This window comes from Sulfuricaulis limicola, from assembly GCF_002355735.1.
Classification (GTDB): domain Bacteria; phylum Pseudomonadota; class Gammaproteobacteria; order Acidiferrobacterales; family Sulfurifustaceae; genus Sulfuricaulis; species Sulfuricaulis limicola.
In genome coordinates this window covers 2,650,746-2,666,663 of sequence record NZ_AP014879.1, presented here as the reverse complement: position 1 = coordinate 2,666,663, position 15,918 = coordinate 2,650,746, and the positions used below count along the sequence as shown (strand labels likewise).

At 66.6% G+C, this 15,918-nt stretch carries 10 protein-coding genes; 1 reads left to right on the top strand and 9 read right to left on the bottom strand.

The window, feature by feature from the left end:
• Positions 1-3: 3 nt before the first annotated feature.
• The gene (locus SCL_RS12895) at positions 4-3,897 is read right to left on the bottom strand and encodes a DUF3683 domain-containing protein (protein ID WP_096361586.1); all 3,894 of its coding nucleotides are present in this window, start codon (positions 3,895-3,897) and stop codon (positions 4-6) included.
• A gap of 125 nt (positions 3,898-4,022) precedes the next feature.
• Here SCL_RS12895 and SCL_RS12890 point away from each other — a divergent pair, with 125 nt between their 5' ends.
• Positions 4,023-5,327 carry an MFS transporter gene (locus SCL_RS12890; protein ID WP_096361989.1) on the top strand — a complete coding sequence of 435 codons (1,305 nt, stop codon included), beginning with the start codon at positions 4,023-4,025 and terminating at the stop codon, positions 5,325-5,327.
• Here SCL_RS12890 and SCL_RS12885 read toward each other — a convergent pair.
• Genes SCL_RS12885 through SCL_RS12850 form a run of 8 tightly spaced genes read right to left on the bottom strand, consistent with a single transcriptional unit; the run spans position 5,324 to position 15,702 of the window.
• Positions 5,324-5,536, bottom strand: a complete 213-nt coding sequence (locus SCL_RS12885; protein WP_096361585.1) for a hypothetical protein — start codon at positions 5,534-5,536, stop codon at positions 5,324-5,326. The two genes, SCL_RS12890 and SCL_RS12885, sit on opposite strands and share 4 nt — an antisense overlap.
• 4 nt (positions 5,537-5,540) lie before the next feature.
• Entirely contained in the window at positions 5,541-6,125 is a 585-nt protein-coding gene (locus SCL_RS12880; protein ID WP_096361584.1) for an electron transport complex protein RnfA, read from the bottom strand.
• Complete coding sequence (gene rsxE / locus SCL_RS12875) at positions 6,112-6,768, bottom strand: electron transport complex subunit RsxE (RefSeq protein WP_096361583.1); 657 nt, start codon at positions 6,766-6,768, stop codon at positions 6,112-6,114. Before rsxE ends, SCL_RS12880 begins: the two co-directional genes overlap by 14 nt.
• Positions 6,768-7,448 (bottom strand): RnfABCDGE type electron transport complex subunit G, encoded by a 681-nt coding sequence (locus tag SCL_RS12870; RefSeq protein WP_096361582.1) that lies wholly within the window; start codon positions 7,446-7,448, stop codon positions 6,768-6,770. The genes rsxE and SCL_RS12870 overlap by 1 nt, the downstream gene beginning before the upstream one ends.
• Complete coding sequence (locus tag SCL_RS12865; RefSeq protein WP_096361581.1) at positions 7,445-8,494, bottom strand: RnfABCDGE type electron transport complex subunit D; 1,050 nt, start codon at positions 8,492-8,494, stop codon at positions 7,445-7,447. Before SCL_RS12865 ends, SCL_RS12870 begins: the two co-directional genes overlap by 4 nt.
• 2 nt (positions 8,495-8,496) lie before the next feature.
• Positions 8,497-9,837: an electron transport complex subunit RsxC gene (gene rsxC, locus SCL_RS12860; protein ID WP_096361580.1), complete on the bottom strand. Its 1,341-nt coding sequence runs from the start codon at positions 9,835-9,837 to the stop codon at positions 8,497-8,499.
• Positions 9,838-9,853: 16 nt separating this feature from the next.
• Positions 9,854-14,860, bottom strand: a complete 5,007-nt coding sequence (locus tag SCL_RS12855) for a 2-oxoacid:acceptor oxidoreductase family protein (RefSeq protein ID WP_197702639.1) — start codon at positions 14,858-14,860, stop codon at positions 9,854-9,856.
• Positions 14,857-15,702, bottom strand: coding sequence for a (Fe-S)-binding protein (locus SCL_RS12850; protein WP_096361987.1), 846 nt, complete (start codon positions 15,700-15,702; stop codon positions 14,857-14,859). The genes SCL_RS12855 and SCL_RS12850 overlap by 4 nt, the downstream gene beginning before the upstream one ends.
• Positions 15,703-15,918: the final 216 nt, after the last annotated feature.

Below are 15,918 nucleotides of genomic sequence, written 5' to 3'. Positions count from 1 at the left end.
ACTTTATAGAAGCACGTGCTCGATGCCGCCCTGTTTTGCCCGGGCGATGAAATCCTGTGCCCAGGTTTCGCCCATCTTCAGCCGCGCCAGTTCGACCACGATGTAGTCGGTGTCGAGCCCGGTGCTGTCGGCGTAGCGCGCCAATCCCTGCTGGCAGGCCGGGCAGGAGGTGAGCATTTTCACGTTGCCGTCGCGGGCGCGGGGTTCGCCGGTCAGCTGCGCGATGCCCTTGTGTATCTCTTCTTCCTTGCGGAAACGCACCTGCGTGGCGATATCCGGGCGCGACACCGCGAAGGTGCCGGCCTCACCGCAGCAGCGGTCGGAGAGCAGCACCTCCTGCCCCATTAACGCCGCGGCCACCTTGATCGGCGCGTGGGTCTTCATCGGCGTGTGGCAGGGATCGTGGTACAGGTATTTCACGCCCGGCACGCCTTCGAGCTTCACGCCCTTTTCCATCAGGTATTCGTGGATGTCGAGCAGGCGGCAGCCGGGAAAGATCTTGCCGAACTGGTAGCGCAGCAGCTGGTCCATGCAGGTGCCGCAGGACACGATCACGGTCTTGATATCGAGATAGTTGAGCGTGTTGGCGACGCGGTGGAACAGCACCTGGTTGTCGGTCGAAATCTGGTCGCCCTTTTTGGCGTCGCCGCCCGCGGTCTGCGGGTAGCCGCAGCACAGATAGCCCGGCGGCAGCACCGTCTGCGCCCCGGTCTCGTAGAGCATGGCGAGCGTGGCCAGGCCGATCTGGCTGAACAGCCGTTCCGAGCCGCAGCCGGGGAAATAGAACACCGCCTCCGATTCGTCGTTGGCCTTGCGCGGGTCGCGCACGATGGCGACCTGCTTGCTGTCCTCGACGCCGAGAAATGCACGCATGGTCTGCGACGGCAGACCCGGCGGCAGCGGACGCTTCACGAAATGCACGACCTGCGCGACCACCGAGGTGGTGCCGACGGTGGTGGTCGGGTGCGACTCGCGGCGCGCGAACGGCTTGCTCAGCAGGGCGTAACCGAGGCGCTGCGCCTTGTAGCCCCAGCCGATCAGGAAGCGGCGCATCAGCTTGATGGTCGCCGGATCGGTGACGTTGAGGAACGCCAGCGACGCCCGGGTGCCGAGGCTCAGGCGTTTCTTGCCGCGGGCGCGCAGCAGGTTGCGCATGTGGATCGTGACGTCGCCGAAGTCGATGTCCACCGGGCAGGGCTTTTCGCACTTGTGGCACACGGTGCAGTGGTCGGCGACGTCGTTCATCTCGTCGAAGTGGCGGATCGAGATGCCGCGGCGCGTCTGCTCCTCGTACAGGAACGCCTCGATGATGAGGCCGGCGGCCAGAATCTTGTTGCGCGGCGAGTACAGCAGGTTGGCGCGCGGCACGTGCGTGTTGCATACCGGTTTGCACTTGCCGCAACGCAGGCAGTGCTTGATCTCGTCGTTGAGCGCGCCCAGCTCGCTCGCTTCCAGGATCAGCGCCTCCTGCTCCACCAGTCGCAGCGACGGTGTGTACGCTCCGTCGAGAGTCGCGCCCGGCAGCAGCTTGCCGCGATTGAAATGGCCGTCGGGGTCGATGGCGTGCTTGTAGCGCGCGAACGCCTCGAGTTCCGGGGCATCGAGCCAGTGCAGCTTGGTGAGGCCGATGCCGTGCTCGCCCGAGATCACGCCGCCGAGCGACACCGCGAGACGCATCACGCGATCGACGATGCGGTGCGCCTCCTGCAGCATGGCGTAGTCGTTGGAGAACACCGGGATGTTGGTGTGCACGTTGCCGTCGCCGGCATGCATGTGCAGCGCCACGAACAGCCGGCTGGCGCGCAGCCCGGCGTGGATCTCGTCCAGCCGGCGGCGTACGCCCTCGAGCTCGCCGCCGAGGAAAATGGTCTTGAGCGGCCGTTCCACCTCGCGGCGGTAGGAGATGCGGACATCGTGCCGCTGCAACAGATCGAAAAAGCTGTCGCCGGGGCGGATTTTCGCGCGCTCGGCGTCATCGAGCGCGGCGCCGTTGGTCGCCGCGTCGGCATCGAGGTTCGCCAGGATCGCGCGCCAGCGCGTGCGCACCTCGGTCAGGTGCCGGCGGGCGTCGTGTTTCTTGGCTTCGAGGATGGCGTCGCCTTCGGCGCTGCGCTCGGCCTCGGTGCCCGTGTGCAGCTCCGGCATGTCGCCGGCCAGGTAGTCGAGCACCGCGTCGAGCATTTTGAGTTTGTTTTGCGTGGATTGCTCGATGTTGATGCGGTCGATGCCGCGGCTGTAGTCGGCCAGCCGTTCCAGCGGGATGACCACGTCCTCGTTGATCTTGAAGGCGTTGGTATGGGTGGCGATCGCCGCGGTGCGCGCGCGGTCGGCCCAGAAGCGGGCGCGCGCCTCGGGGCTCACGGCGATGAAACCCTCGCCGTCGCGCCGGTTTGCCAGTTGCACCACGTGCGCGGCGGCGCGCGCCACGGCGTCCTCGTCGTCGCCGGCGATGTCCGCCAGCAGCACCATCTTCGGCCGCTCGCGCCGCGCCGCCTTGGTGCTGTAGTTCACCGCCTTGACGTAACGTTCGTCGAGGTGCTCGAGGCCCGCCAGCGCCACGCCGGGTTCGCCGTCAACGTGGCGCTTTATCTCCACGATTGCCGCCACCGCCGGCGTGATGTCGGCGCCGAAGAATTCCAGGCACACGGTGCGCAGGAAGCGCGACTGGCGGTGCAGCACGAACACCGCCGAGGTGATGATGCCGTCGCAGCCTTCCTTCTGCACGCCCGGCAGCCCGCCGAGGAACTTGGAGGTGACGTCCTTGCCGAGTCCGGGCTTGCGCAGTTCGCGCCCGGGCATTTTCAGTTCCGCCGGTTCGCCGACGCGCGTGCGGCCGTCGGCGGCGTAACGGGTGAGGCGGAAGCGCACCGTTTCCTGCTCGTGGATCTTGCCGAGGTTGTGCTCGAGACGCTCGACCTCGAGCCACTGCGCGTCCGGCGTGACCATGCGCCACGAGGCGAGGTTGTCGAGCGTCGTGCCCCAGCGCACCGCCTTCTTGCCGCCGGCGTTCATGGCGACGTTGCCGCCGAGGGTGGAGGCGTCCTGCGAGGTCGGATCGACCGCGAACACGTAGCCCGATCGTCCCGCCATGTCCGCGACGCGCCGCGTGACCACGCCGGCCTCGCCGCGCACGGCCGGCACCGGTTGCGCCACGCCGGGCAGGGCGCGCATTTCGACCGCGCCCAGGGCTTCGAGCTTTTCGGTGTTGATGATGGCGGTATCGGCGAACAGCGGCACGGCGCTGCCGGTGTAGCCGGTGCCACCGCCGCGCGGAATGATGGTGAGCCCGAGGTCGATGCAGGCGCGCACGATGTGCACCACTTCGTCCTCGGTGTCGGGCGTGATGACCACGAACGGCAGCTCGACGCGCCAGTCGCTGGCGTCGGTGACGTGCGACACGCGCGCCATGCCGTCGAAGCCGATGTTGTCGCGGCGGGTGACCCTGGCCAATCGTTTCACTGCCTTGCGGCGCAGTTCTTTCTGCGCCGGCAGCCAGGCCTCGAAGCGGCGCACCGCCATGCGCGCCGCGCCCTCGAGCCGGAGTGCGAGTTCGTTGCCCTCGGCGCGCGCCAGGATCTGGTCGAGGCGGTGATGCAGCGCGTGCGTGAGCGACTCCCAGCGTTTCGGGTTCTCCATCAGGTCATCCTGGATGAACGGGTTGCGCGTGATGACCCACATGTCGCCCAGCACCTCGAACAGCATGCGCGCCGAGCGCCCGGTGCGGCGCTGCCCGCGCAGGGTATCGAGCACCCGCCAGGTTTCCTCGCCGAGAAAGCGGATGACGATCTCGCGGTCGGAGAACGAGGTGTAGTTGTACGGAATCTCGCGGATGCGGCGGCTGGAAAGCGCCTCGCTGATGTCGCCGGGCGCCGCCGGGTTCGGGGAAATGGACTTCATGGATGGAGAATAATACGCTTCCTGCGACCGGCGTGGGGCGCCCGGAAGACCCGAACGGCAAATTTTTTAACTGTGTGGTCTTTGCCGGTCGCGTTAAGCCCTGCTTTTCGCCAAAGAAACAGACGATGACAAAAGCGATCCTTAAAACCGCTGTGCATCCCGATGCGCATGCGCGCCTGCACCGGATGCGCTGGACCGCGTTTGTGCTCGTGGCCCTGTCCTACATGCTGGCGTTTTTTCATCGCATCGCACCGGCCGCCATTGCCTCCGACCTGCAACAGGCCTTCAGCGCCAGCGCCGCGGCGCTGGGCGGGCTGGCCGCGACCTACTTCTACGTGTACACCGCCATGCAGATCCCGACCGGGATCCTGGCCGACACCCTCGGGCCGCGCCGCATCGTAACGCTCGGCGGCGTTATTGCCGCGATCGGTTCCGTGCTGTTCGGCTACGCCACGACGATGACCGAGGCTTCCCTTGGCCGGATGCTGATCGGGCTCGGCGTGTCGGTGGCCTTCATCGCGCTGCTCAAGCTCAACGCGGCCTGGTTCCATGACCGCCACTTCGGCACCGTGGTCGGACTGACGCTGGTGCTCGGCAACGTCGGTTCGGTGCTGGCGGCCGCGCCGCTGGCCTGGGCGCTGCAGTTCACGACCTGGCGCACCGTGTTCATTGTCCTCGGCGGCGTGTCTTTCGTGCTCGCCGTGCTGACCTGGCTGTTCGTGCGCGATCACCCGGGCGAGGCCGGCCTGCCGAGCCTGCGCGAGCTGGACGGCCACGCGGCGCATCCGCCGCACGAGGGCCATTGGTTCGAGGGCCTGCTGACGGTACTCCGGAATCCTGCCACGTGGCCGATCTTCTGGATGAACCTCGGCATGGGCGGGTCGTTTATCGGCTTTGCCGGCCTGTGGGCGGTGCCGTTTCTGCAGGATGTATACGGCATGCAACGCGTGGCGGCGACGCAGCACACCAGCCTGATGCTCGCGGGTTTCGCGGCCGGCGCGTTTGCAGTGGGCCTGGTGTCCGACCGCCTCGGTCGCCGGCGCCCGGTGCTGATCGCGACCGCGCTGGCGCATCTGCTGTGCTGGCCGCCGCTGGTGTTAGCGCTGCCGATGTCGCCGGTGGCGAGCTATTCCCTGTTCCTGCTCATGGGCCTGAGCGCGGGCAGCTTTACCCTGAGCTGGGCCTGCGTGAAGGAGGTGAACCCGCACGCGCTGTCCGGCATGGCCACCAGCGTGGTCAACACCGGGGTGTTTCTCGGCACCGGCATCCTGCAACCGCTGGTGGGCTGGACGCTCGACCGCGCGGGCACGTCGCAGGGCGCCGCCGCCCAGTATCAGCTGGGCATTCTGATTTTTTTTGCCTGCGTCGTGGCCGGCTTCATCGGCAGCCTGCGCGTGCGCGAAACCTGGTGTCGATACCTCCAGCGTTAACTTGTCGGGCGTGATACGTGCTGGTGTTTTTCGCGTTCGCAGTGTCGGGCCTGGCAGCCGCAGCCCCCGTCGCAGCCCAGACCCTCCTCGCGCGCGGGTCCGAATTCCGGGTGGCGCGCCGCATAGCGACGCGCGAGATGCTGTACCAGGACCCATCCCAGCAGCAGCACCAAAATGATGGCAACGGGAATCAGGTAGCGCAGCAGCATCGGTTTATCCTCCCAGGCCGGCGAAGCCCATGAACGCGAGCGACAGGAAGCCGGCCAGTATCACGGTCAGGGCGCCGCCCTGGGCCAGGGCGGGCACATTCGCGAGCTGCAGCCGTTCGCGCAGGCCCGCCAGCAGCACGATCGCCAGGATGTAACCGCAACCCGCCCCGAAGCTGAAGACCAGCGATTGCACCAGGTCGTAGCCGCGCGCGGTCTGGAACAGCGGCGGTGCCAGCACCACGCAGTTGGTGGCGATCAGCGGCAGATAAATCCCGAGCGCGCGGAACACCGCCGGGACGTACTTCTTCATCACCATCTCGACCAGCTGCACCGTGGAGGCGATGACCACGATGTAACTGATGAGCCGCAGGAACTCGAGATCGAAATAGATCAGTATCAGGTTGAGGGCGTAGGCGCACAGCGATCCCACCACCATCACGAACGTGACCGCGATGCCCATCGGCAACGCGGTGTTGTACCGGGCGGACACGCCCAGGTAGGAACACAGGCCGAGAAACAGGCTCAGGACGAAATTGTTGACCAGCATGGCATTGATGAAAATGGTCCACAGCGATTCATCCGATCCCATCGGTGGCCTCCTTTTCGGCGACACGGCGCGCGCCGCGCGCCTTGATCCCGTTGAGCAGCAGCAGCCAGGCACCGAGCACGAAGAATCCGCCCGGCGGCAGCATCATCACCAGCCACGGCTGAAAGTCCGGTCCGAAGACCGGCCATCCGGCGAAGCTCCCGTTGCCGAGCAGCTCGCGCACCGCCCCCAGGCAGAACAGTCCGAGCACGAAGCCCACGCCCACGCCCGTGGCGTTGACCACGGCCGGCAGCAGCGGCCGCTTGGAGGCATGGCCCTCGACGCGCCCGAGGATGAGCGTGTTGACCACGATCAGCTGGATGAAGGCGCCGAGGGCGTTGTAAAGATCGAGACTGATGGCGTGGATCACGTAGTCCATGATGGTCACGAAGGTGGCGATGACGACGACATAGGTGACCAGCCGCACCTGGTGCGGGATCAGCTTGCGCGTTACGGAGGCAAAGGCCGCGGCGGCCACCAGCACCAGAGCGGTGGCGATCCCCATGGCGACGGCGTTGATCACCGAATTGCTCACCGCCAGCGTCGGGCACATGCCGAGCATCATCACGAAGATCGGATTCTCCCGCCAGATGCCTTCCAGGAAGGTATCCAGGGTCACCGGCGCCGGTTTCGGGGCGTTGGCCATTATGGTTTGCTCCGGATTTTATCGAGATCGCGCGCCACGCCCGGCAGCAGCGCCTGCGCGCTTTGATTGAGCATGCGACCCACGGCCTTGGAGGTGATGGTGGCGCCCGAGATCGCGTCCACCTGCCAGGCCCCGGTCTTGGTGCCGTGCTTGACCGTGACCACGGGGTGCAGCAGGGCGCTGCCCTCGGGGTTGAGGCGCACGTCGAGGGCGCGGAAGTTGGCGAGGAAATCCGGGTCGGTGGCGATCTTGTCGCCGAATCCCGGGGTCTCGGTGCTTTGCAGCACGCTGATGCCGGTGATGCACTGGCACGCGGGCGACCAGCCGTACAGCAGGCGGATCACGCCGGCGTAACCGTGCGCCGCCGCCTCGGCGACCAGACCGTGTAATTTGCCGGTCTGGTCATAGACGGCGTGGGCCAGAATCTCGCCCCGTGCTGCGGTCTCGCCCGGCCGCAGGCCGTTGGCGCCGAGCACCACGCCGACGCGCGTTTGCGCCTGCGGATAAATTTTGAATACCGCGCGCTCGACCGCCAGGCGCTGGTTGGCCTCGATGTAGGGCAGCGTCAGCTGATAGACCAGCGTCAGCAGAAAGCCGGACAGCAGGGCCACGCCGCCGAGCGTGATGATCATCGCCCGGCTTGCCGGGGACGTCGGTGTCACGGGTGCCATCGCGCTCATGTCGGTTTCCTGCGTTTGACTTCGCCGAACGCGCGCGGCTGGGTGAGCACCGCGATCAGCGGCGAGGCCGCATTGCCGATCAGGATCGCGTACATGACGCCTTCGGGCAGGCCGCCGAAGAGACGGATCAGCACCGTCAGCACGCCGATCAGGATTCCATAAATCCACACTCCGCGTGGTGTGAGCGGCGAGGCCACCACGTCCGTGGCCATGAACACCGCGCCCAGCATCAGGCCGCCGGAGAACAGTGTGAACAGCGGGTCGGGATATTTCGCCGGGTCGGCCAAATGGAAAACGCCGGCGAGCGCCGCGGCGCTCCCCAGCATGCCCGCCGGGATGCGCCAGTCGAGCATGCGGCGCAACGCGAGGTAGGCGCCGCACAGCAGGATCAGCAGCGCCGCGGTTTCGCCGGTCGAGCCGCCGGTCATGCCGGTAAACAGATCCACGGTATTGGTGGTGACGTGGTCGAATTTCTGCAGGGTCAGCGGCGTCGCGCTGCTGACCGCGTCCACCACGGTGCCAGGCGCCGCGCTGGCCGCCGCCGGCAACATGAACGGAGGCGTGAGCGTGGACGGGAGCAGCGTGTCGAAACGCCCCGGGGCCAGGGCCGGCGACCAGGACGTGATCGCCACCGGAAACGCCGCCTGCGCGAAGGCGCGCCCGACCAGCGCCGGATTGAACACGTTCTGACCCAGGCCGCCGAACACCACCTTGCCGAGCGCGATGGCGATGACGCCGGCGGTGGCGCCCATCCACAGGGGAAATCCGGGTGGCAGCGTCAGCGCCAGCAGCAGGCCGGTGATCACCGCGCTGAAATCGCCCAGGCTGTTCGGCTTTTGCGCGAAGCGGTTGAACAGGTGCTCGGTCAGCAGGCAGGCGCCCAGCACCGTGACGATCAGCGCCGCCGCGCTCAGCCCGAACAGGTAAACCGCAAACACGCAGATCGGCAGCAGCGCATACACCACGTGGCGCATGATCATGTCCACGCTCACCGCCTCATGGAGGTGCGGTGAGCTGCGAATCTCGATGCGTGGCGGTCCCGCCATGGTCAGGCTGCCTGCTCGCGGTTCAGGGCCTTGGCGATGCGCAGGTATTGCACCAGCGGGATGTGCGCCGGGCATACATAGGTGCAGGAGCCGCACTCGAAGCAGGCGTCCAGGTGGAACCGCTCCTGCATCGCCCGGTACTCGCGCTTGGCGGCAAGCAAACCGAGCTGCGAAGGATTGAGATGCATGGGGCAGGCGGCGACGCAGCGCCCGCAGCGGATGCACGGATACATCCTGGGCGCGGACGCCGTGGCAGGCTGCACCGGTAGCACCACGATCGCCGTGGTGGCTTTGGTGACCGGAACGTCGAGCGAGCTGACCGCGGTGCCCATCATCGGCCCGCCGAGGATCACGCGGCTCATGTCGCCCACGAAACCGACCTGCTCGAGCACGAAGCCGAGCGGCGTGCCGAACGGCACCAGATAATTGCCGGGTTGTTTGACGCCCTCGCCGGTGATGGTGACCACGCGCTCGATCAACCCCTGGCCGGGTGGCAGCAGACGCCCGAGCATGACCAGCGTCGCGATATTCTGCACCACGGCGCCGACGTCGTAGGAACGTCCCCCGGCCGGCACTTCGCGCTTGAGCAGCACTTTAATCAGTAACTCCGCCGATCCCTGCGGATATTTGGTCCTGACCGCCGTGACCGCGATCGAGGCGTCCGCCGCCAGCCGCCGGCGCAACACGTCAATCGCATCCGGCTTGTTGTCCTCGACGCCGATGATGGCGCGCCGGGCGCCGCTCGCCGCCAGCGCGAAATGGATTCCAGCGATGAGATCGTCCACCCACTCCAGCATCAGCCGGTGATCGGTGGTTTGATAGGGCTCGCATTCGCAGCCGTTCACGATCAGCGTTTCGACGTGATGCTCGCGCGCCGCCGCCAGCTTGGCGTGGGTCGGAAAGGCCGCGCCGCCCTGCCCCGCCAGGCCGATGTCCTGAATCGCTTGAATCAGTTCCGCCGGCGCCAGATTTTCGATGGTGCGTGGCGCACCGTAGAGCACTTGCTGGTCGTCGGCCGCATAGGTCTTGATGACAATGGCCCCGGTTTTTGGTCCGCGCGCGCTCGGCATCAGCCGGATGGCCTCGACCACGCCCGTCACCGGCGCATGGATCGGCACCGAGAGAAAACCGTCGGCCAGCGCGATTGGTTCGCCGCGTCCAACCTCCTGGCCCGGGCGCACGCACGGCACCGCCGGCTTTCCGATGTGCTGTGACAGGGGCACCGTGAGACGCGGGGCGAAGGCAAAGCGGCGGATCGGGCGTTCGCGCGTCAGGTCCTTGTGCTCGGGCGCATGCACGCCGTGGCCGAAGGTCCTGCGCGTGAATGCTTCGGGAAACGCCATCGTTGTTCCTCGTTCGTTACTGATACTTGGCCGCGCGCTGGATGAGCTTGTCCAGGCCGGGCTCGTTCGGGTTGGCCGGCGTGCCCGGATGGATGATGCGCCCGGTGCATTTTTCGGCGGCGCGCACGATGTCGCGGAACGGTCCGCCGCGCGGGTCGCGCACGACGGCCTTCTCGTCGTCGTTGTAGGCGAAGATATGGGGGTTGATCGTGGTGCACTCGTCGCAGGTGGTGCACTCCGGTGTCTCGATCCATACCGGCTCGAACGCCGCCGCGCCCGTCGTGGCCGGCAACGTCGCACCGGCGGTGGCCGGTGTCGTGGCAGGGGCATGCGCATCGCCGGTGATCGAATGAATCGCCGCTTCGAGCTGTTGCGCCATCTCGTTGCGCGCCGCGGCGGCGATGGCGTCGGCGTCGATGCCGTTGCCGGCGCCGGCGAGCGACTTGAGCAGCCGCCAGAACCCGCGCCGTTCGGCGCAGGCCCGCACCATTTCCGGCGCCACCAGCACGCGTGTGAGATGGTTGTGCTTGTCGACCGCCCACAGGAACGGGAAGCGGCCGCGGATTTCATCCTCGGTCAGGTCGAGGTATTCGCTCAGCGGCACCAGGTTGTCGTCGCCGAGCTCGCGCGGCGCCGGGCGGAAATGCTTGCGGAACCGGCCCTCGCTGAAGGCGAAATCGGCGAAGGTCAGGGGCAGCTCCATGGATGCCGCGGCGCCGTTTTCATCGAGGTAACCGAGCTTGTACGTCGGCCAGTCGGCCTCGACCGCGGGATTGCCGTCGAGATCGGTGCACTCCTTGAGCGTGGCCCCCTTGTCCGGGTTGTAACGGAACAGCGGATAGGCGCGCCCCTCGAGCGCCAGCTTGCTCTGACGCGCGGCGGAATTGTCGGTCACGCCGTGTTCCGTCTGGCACACGGCGTAGACGTTGAACACCGCCGGACGGCGGCTGTTCAGGCCCTCGATGTAGCTCTCGATGAGATGGGTGACGTTGGCGATCGAACCCTGCATCACGTAGGCGGTGCGATGCGCCAGGCCGATGAGACCCATCTCCTTGCGAATCTCGCTCTTGCCCTTGCCCGCGCGGCCGAACGGCGCCATGTCGGACACCTGCGCGAGAAAGCCCGAGGTGCAGGCCTGGCCGCCGGTGTTGGAGTACACCTGGGTGTCGAGCACCAGCACCTTGATCGGCATGCCGGTCATCATCATGCGCGAGAGATTCTGGAAACCGATGTCGTACATCGCGCCGTCGCCGCCGATCGACACCACCGGCGGGCACAGCTGGAACTCCGCGTCGCTGAACTGGTGCCAGTCGAAGCGCGCGAAAAACGCCTCGTGTCTGGCCGGTTCGTACTCGCCGGCAAGCTCGAGTTCGGCGCTGCGTATGGCCTTGAAGCCCTCGGCCATCTTGGCCATGTGACCCGAGAACACGCCCATGGCCACCGACGGCGAATCCTGGAACAGGTGGCTGCTCCACGGGAACGGGTAGGGGTTGTACGGGAAGGTCGAGCCCCACACCGAGGTGCAGCCGGTGGCGTTGATCACGCCGAGCGCGGCGCGGCCGTTGTGGTCGGCATCGGCGGTGTACCGGGCCTGGAGCGCACGGAGTTTCTCGAGCAGGCCGGTGACGCGTGTGAGCCATTCCGGATCGAGCGGCTGGGTCGTGCGCCGGGCGTCGAGACGCGCGGCCAGGCGCGCCAGCGTCAGGTCCTGGCTGGCGCTCGAAGCGACGGCCGCCTGGATCGCCCCGGGGTCGTTCAGGTCCATGCCGGCGGCGAGCTTCAGGCGGATATGGGCGTCGAGCTTGCCGATGAGATCGTCGATATGCGCGAGGTGCTGTTGCACCCGCGGCTGCATCAGTGCCGTGACGGTGGCGGTGAACAGATGAATCACGGTCTTCTCGCCGCAGCCGACGCAGGCGCCGTCGCCGCAGACCATGGAACGATAATTGGCCTTGTCGAGCAGCAGCGTCTCGAGCGCGCCGATGCGCGCGTCGAGATCGTCGATGCGGATATAGTCAGGCGCGGTGCTCGGCAGCTCGAGCCAGGTGTTCCAGTTCCGGCGCAATTGTTCGACGGCCTCGGGGGTCTGCCTGACGCTCTCGAGGGCGGCGTCGGCGCACACCGCGACGCACTCCATGCAGCCCTTGCAGGTGTACGGATTGACCGTGAGCGAGAACAGGCCGCCGCTGCCGGCGGCGCGCTTTTCCCTGACGTGGTAATACGGCCGCGTGACGGCGAAGTCGAAATCCCCCAGCGCCTCGCGAAACCATTCGAACTCCTGCGCCAGGCCGGCGCGCTCGTCGGGCGCCAGGGCGGATTCGGCCAGCGTGGCGTCGATGACCCGGTCGAGCAGCACGCGCACCTTGACCTCCGCGCCGGCCGCGGCAATGACGGCGCGCAGCTTTTTCTCCACGATGCGGACGGCGCGGCGCAGCTGGCGCGTCGGGCGGCCGCCGGTCTCGATGCGCCGGATCGCGGTGGCGCAGATTTCGTCGATGCCGTTCACCAGTCCGGGAATGGCGCTGTCCGGGCAGACCGTGTAGCAATCGCCGCAGGCGGTGCAGCGCTCCGGAATCCAGCGCGGAACCTCGAAACGGATCTGGGTCATGTCGCGGAACGCGCCGGTCGCCGCCGGCATCAGGCCCAGGGCCATGAACGGGTCGGCGAGATTGTCGCTGCCGTCGCCGCCGGTATAGAGGCGGCCGGTTTGTTCCCAAAAACGATGAATGTCGGCGCGGCGATCGTCGCTGGCCGGCATGCGCTTGAGCAGGGTCGGCAGGGCGGGTTTCTGGCGCAGGGCCACCACGGTCGGCGGGCTCACGGTCTTGTCGGTGATCTCGCGCAGTTCCTCATAGCCGCGCCGCACCACCCGCAGGTTGTCCTCGACCACGTGCGCGCCCTTGCCACCGAATTTCTCGCGCAACTGGTCTTCGATGGCATGGAACAATTCAGCTTCCGGAAAACGCGCGATGCCGGCGTGATCGCAGGCGGCGAAGAACGACCCCTGAAACGCGTTGCCCTGCATGCGCATCTGCAACTCCGCATCGCTCGCCTCGACGCGCGCGATTTTGAAGGCGTCGACATAGAACACGCGAATATCCTGCTCAACGATGAACTTTTGCGCCGCCGCCGGCAGCGATTGCCACACCGCCCCGGGCGTGTCCAGGTCGCTCTGGATGATGAACACGCCGCCGCGGCGCAGTCCGGTCAGCGGATCGGAATAACGGAACACGTTCGGGTCTGGCGACAGCACCACGTCGACATGGGTGTATTCGCAGTTGATGCGGATCGGCTCGGGCGCCGCCGCGAGGTAGAATGTCGTGGGCTGGCCCTTCTTCTCCGAGCCGTACTTGGGATTGGCCTTGATGTGATAGCCGAGCAGCTCGAACAGCGTCACCGCCAGGTTCTTGCCCGTGGTCATGGCGCCCCAGCCGCCGACCGAGTGCATGCGCGCCGTGATCGAACCCGGCGGCATGAGGTTGGGGTTTTCGCTGCCGTGGACGCTGAGTTCGCGAATCCGCGGGTAGGCATCGAGCAGTGCCTGTTGATGCAGCTCCTGTTTCGGCGAGTCGGGACGGGGATGAGCGAAATCGATCGACAGGTAGAAAAATTTCTTCTTTGCGCCTTTGGGTAGCATGTTCTCGACCGCGCCGATGATCGCCTCCGGCTGCAGGTCGCGGCTGCCCAGCCCGAACGAACCGGAATACAGCAGCGGGATGTGCGGCGACTTGGCGTAGACGGCGTAGCCCGGGTAAGGCAGCGCGCCGTCGCGCGCCAGGCCGTTCTCGACGCACTTGCCGACGCAGGCGCGCACTTCGCGCATCAGCGGCAGGTCCTCGGCCAGCGGCTGGTCGGTGCGTTCCAGCACCGTGACGCCCTGGCGGCCCTTGAGCAGTTCCCCCAGCAGGTCGCCGGGGAACGGACGGAACATGGTGAGGTTCACCACGCCCACGCGCAGGCGCCGGTGTTCGCGCAGCCAGTCAGCCACGGCCTCGGCGGTGCTGACCATGCTGCCCTGACCGAGGATCAGATAATCGGCGTCCTCGACACGGTGGGTTTGAACGCGTTGATAGCGCCGGCCGGTCAGGCCATGGTACTCGGCCATGGCGCGGTCGGTGAGCGCCGTGATGTGATCGAAGAAATACGGCCGCTGTGCCGCCACCGCTTGCATGTAGGCGTCCTGGTTCTGCACGCAGCCCGAGGTCATGGGATTGTCCACGTCCCACAGCGCCGGTATGCGCCGGCGTTGCGCGCCGAAGATCAGGCGCTGGGCCGGCGTCGGCGTGTCGATGAGGTCATCCGGCCGGCCGAGGAACTCGGCGATCAGCTCGCGTTCGGGCAGCAGCAGTGAATCGATCAGGTGCGTGGTGAGAAATCCGTCCTGGGCGACCAGCCCGGGATTAAGCGCGAGTTCCGCGATCTTGTGCGCGATCAGACCCAGGTCGCACACCTCCTGCGCGTTCTTGCCCATGAGCTGGAAGAAACCGGCGTCGTCCACGGCGTGATAGTCGTCGTGACCGGCGTGCACGTTGAGGCTGGCCTTGGTGATGGCGCGGCTGCCGACGTTGAGCACGTAGGTCAGGCGCTTGCCGGCGGCGGCGTACAGCGACTCGTGCATATAGGCGATGCCCTGGCCGGAGGAGAAATTCGTGGCGCGCAGGCCGCTCATGGCCAGTCCGGCGGTCACGCCGGCGGCGGCGTGTTCGCCTTCGGGCTCGATGAAGATCAGCGGGCGGTTCGAGATGTTGAGGTGTCCCTGACTGACCGCCTCGGCCCAGTATTCGCCCATCTGGGTGGAAGGCGTGATCGGGTAGGCGCCGGCGGCATCGCTGGCCTCGCGCTCGCACATGACCACGGCGGCACCGCCGTCGAGCGCCTTGCGGATACCGGGATATTTGAATTTTGGCGGTTTGCGGAAAACCGCGAACGGCCCGCGCCGGGTGCCTGTCTTGACCACCGCGTCGACCACCGTATCCATGGCATCCATGTCCCGTGAAGTATCATCGGTTGTATTCTTGGTCATGGGGTTTTCTCCACGGGCAGCGCTTCCTTGCGCAGGATTTTGGCGGCGTGGCCGCCCTTGATGGTTTTGTCGCCGGATTCCATCCACACGATGGCGCCGGTCGGGCAGCGCTCGATGGCCGCGCGCGCGGCCATCGCGTTTTTGGTGTAATCGATCACTGCGAGGCTTTCATTGATCTTTATCAGTCCCGCCGGCGCGTCCGCCACGCAGCGGCCGCAGGCGTTGCAGATCACCTCGCATTGGGCCTCGGCCTCGGCACCGAAGTCACGGTTGCTGCACGCGACCCAGAGTTTGCGGCTTTGGTTCTGGAGTGAAATGAGATTCTTGGGACAGACTTCGACGCAGTCGTTGCACGCGATGCAACGTTCGTCATACACGACCGGGAGCTTGAACGGATCCATGTAGATGGCGTCGAAGTCGCACACGTCGACGCAGTCACCGAAGCCGAGGCAGCCCCAGGCACAGCCCTTGCCGCCGCCCGCCACCAGGTGGGCCGCGCGGCAGCTTTCCAGCCCGGCGTAGTACGCGCGGTTGACGGCGACCTGGCGGCCGCCGGCGCAGGCGATACGCGCCACGCGCTTTTCCTGCCCGCCCACGGTCACGGCCAGCAGGCTGGCGATCGTCTGGGCCTGCGCCGGCGTGCACACGGTGCACTGGCCCGGCGCGATATCGCCGCGGATCGCGGCTTCGGCGAACGCACGACAGCCGGCGGTGCCGCAGGCGCCGCAGTTATTACGCGGCAGCAGCGCCTCGATTTCGTCGATGCGCGGGTCTTCGTAGACGTAGAGTTTTTTGTTTGCAGCCGAGAGCAGCGCGGCGAGTGCAACACCGAGCCCCATCATGAACAATCCCGCGGTGGCCAACATCGCCGCCGGTGTCACCATGGCTGGTTCCTCCATCGGGAAACCGGGCTGCACCGGTGCGGGTACTTGCACCGGATTCGGAATCAATATAATGAAAACCGGCAAGCTTGAGTAGCATTTGATTCAATACGGATATTCAGCGTCGTGATGAGCCGGCGCTAATCATTCTTAGACTTGTTCAAGATGAGTTAGCGG

Excerpts from the sequence above, each read along its gene's own strand:
- SCL_RS12895 (WP_096361586.1), bottom strand. The coding sequence starts at position 3,897 with ATGAAGTCCATTTCCCCGAACCCGGCGGCGCCCGGCGACATCAGCGAG.
- SCL_RS12890 (WP_096361989.1), top strand. The coding sequence starts at position 4,023 with ATGACAAAAGCGATCCTTAAAACCGCTGTGCATCCCGATGCGCATGCG.
- SCL_RS12885 (WP_096361585.1), bottom strand. The coding sequence starts at position 5,536 with ATGCTGCTGCGCTACCTGATTCCCGTTGCCATCATTTTGGTGCTGCTG.
- SCL_RS12880 (WP_096361584.1), bottom strand. The coding sequence starts at position 6,125 with ATGGGATCGGATGAATCGCTGTGGACCATTTTCATCAATGCCATGCTG.
- rsxE (WP_096361583.1), bottom strand. The coding sequence starts at position 6,768 with ATGGCCAACGCCCCGAAACCGGCGCCGGTGACCCTGGATACCTTCCTG.
- SCL_RS12870 (WP_096361582.1), bottom strand. The coding sequence starts at position 7,448 with ATGAGCGCGATGGCACCCGTGACACCGACGTCCCCGGCAAGCCGGGCG.
- SCL_RS12865 (WP_096361581.1), bottom strand. The coding sequence starts at position 8,494 with ATGGCGGGACCGCCACGCATCGAGATTCGCAGCTCACCGCACCTCCAT.
- rsxC (WP_096361580.1), bottom strand. The coding sequence starts at position 9,837 with ATGGCGTTTCCCGAAGCATTCACGCGCAGGACCTTCGGCCACGGCGTG.
- SCL_RS12855 (WP_197702639.1), bottom strand. The coding sequence starts at position 14,860 with ATGACCAAGAATACAACCGATGATACTTCACGGGACATGGATGCCATG.
- SCL_RS12850 (WP_096361987.1), bottom strand. The coding sequence starts at position 15,702 with ATGATGGGGCTCGGTGTTGCACTCGCCGCGCTGCTCTCGGCTGCAAAC.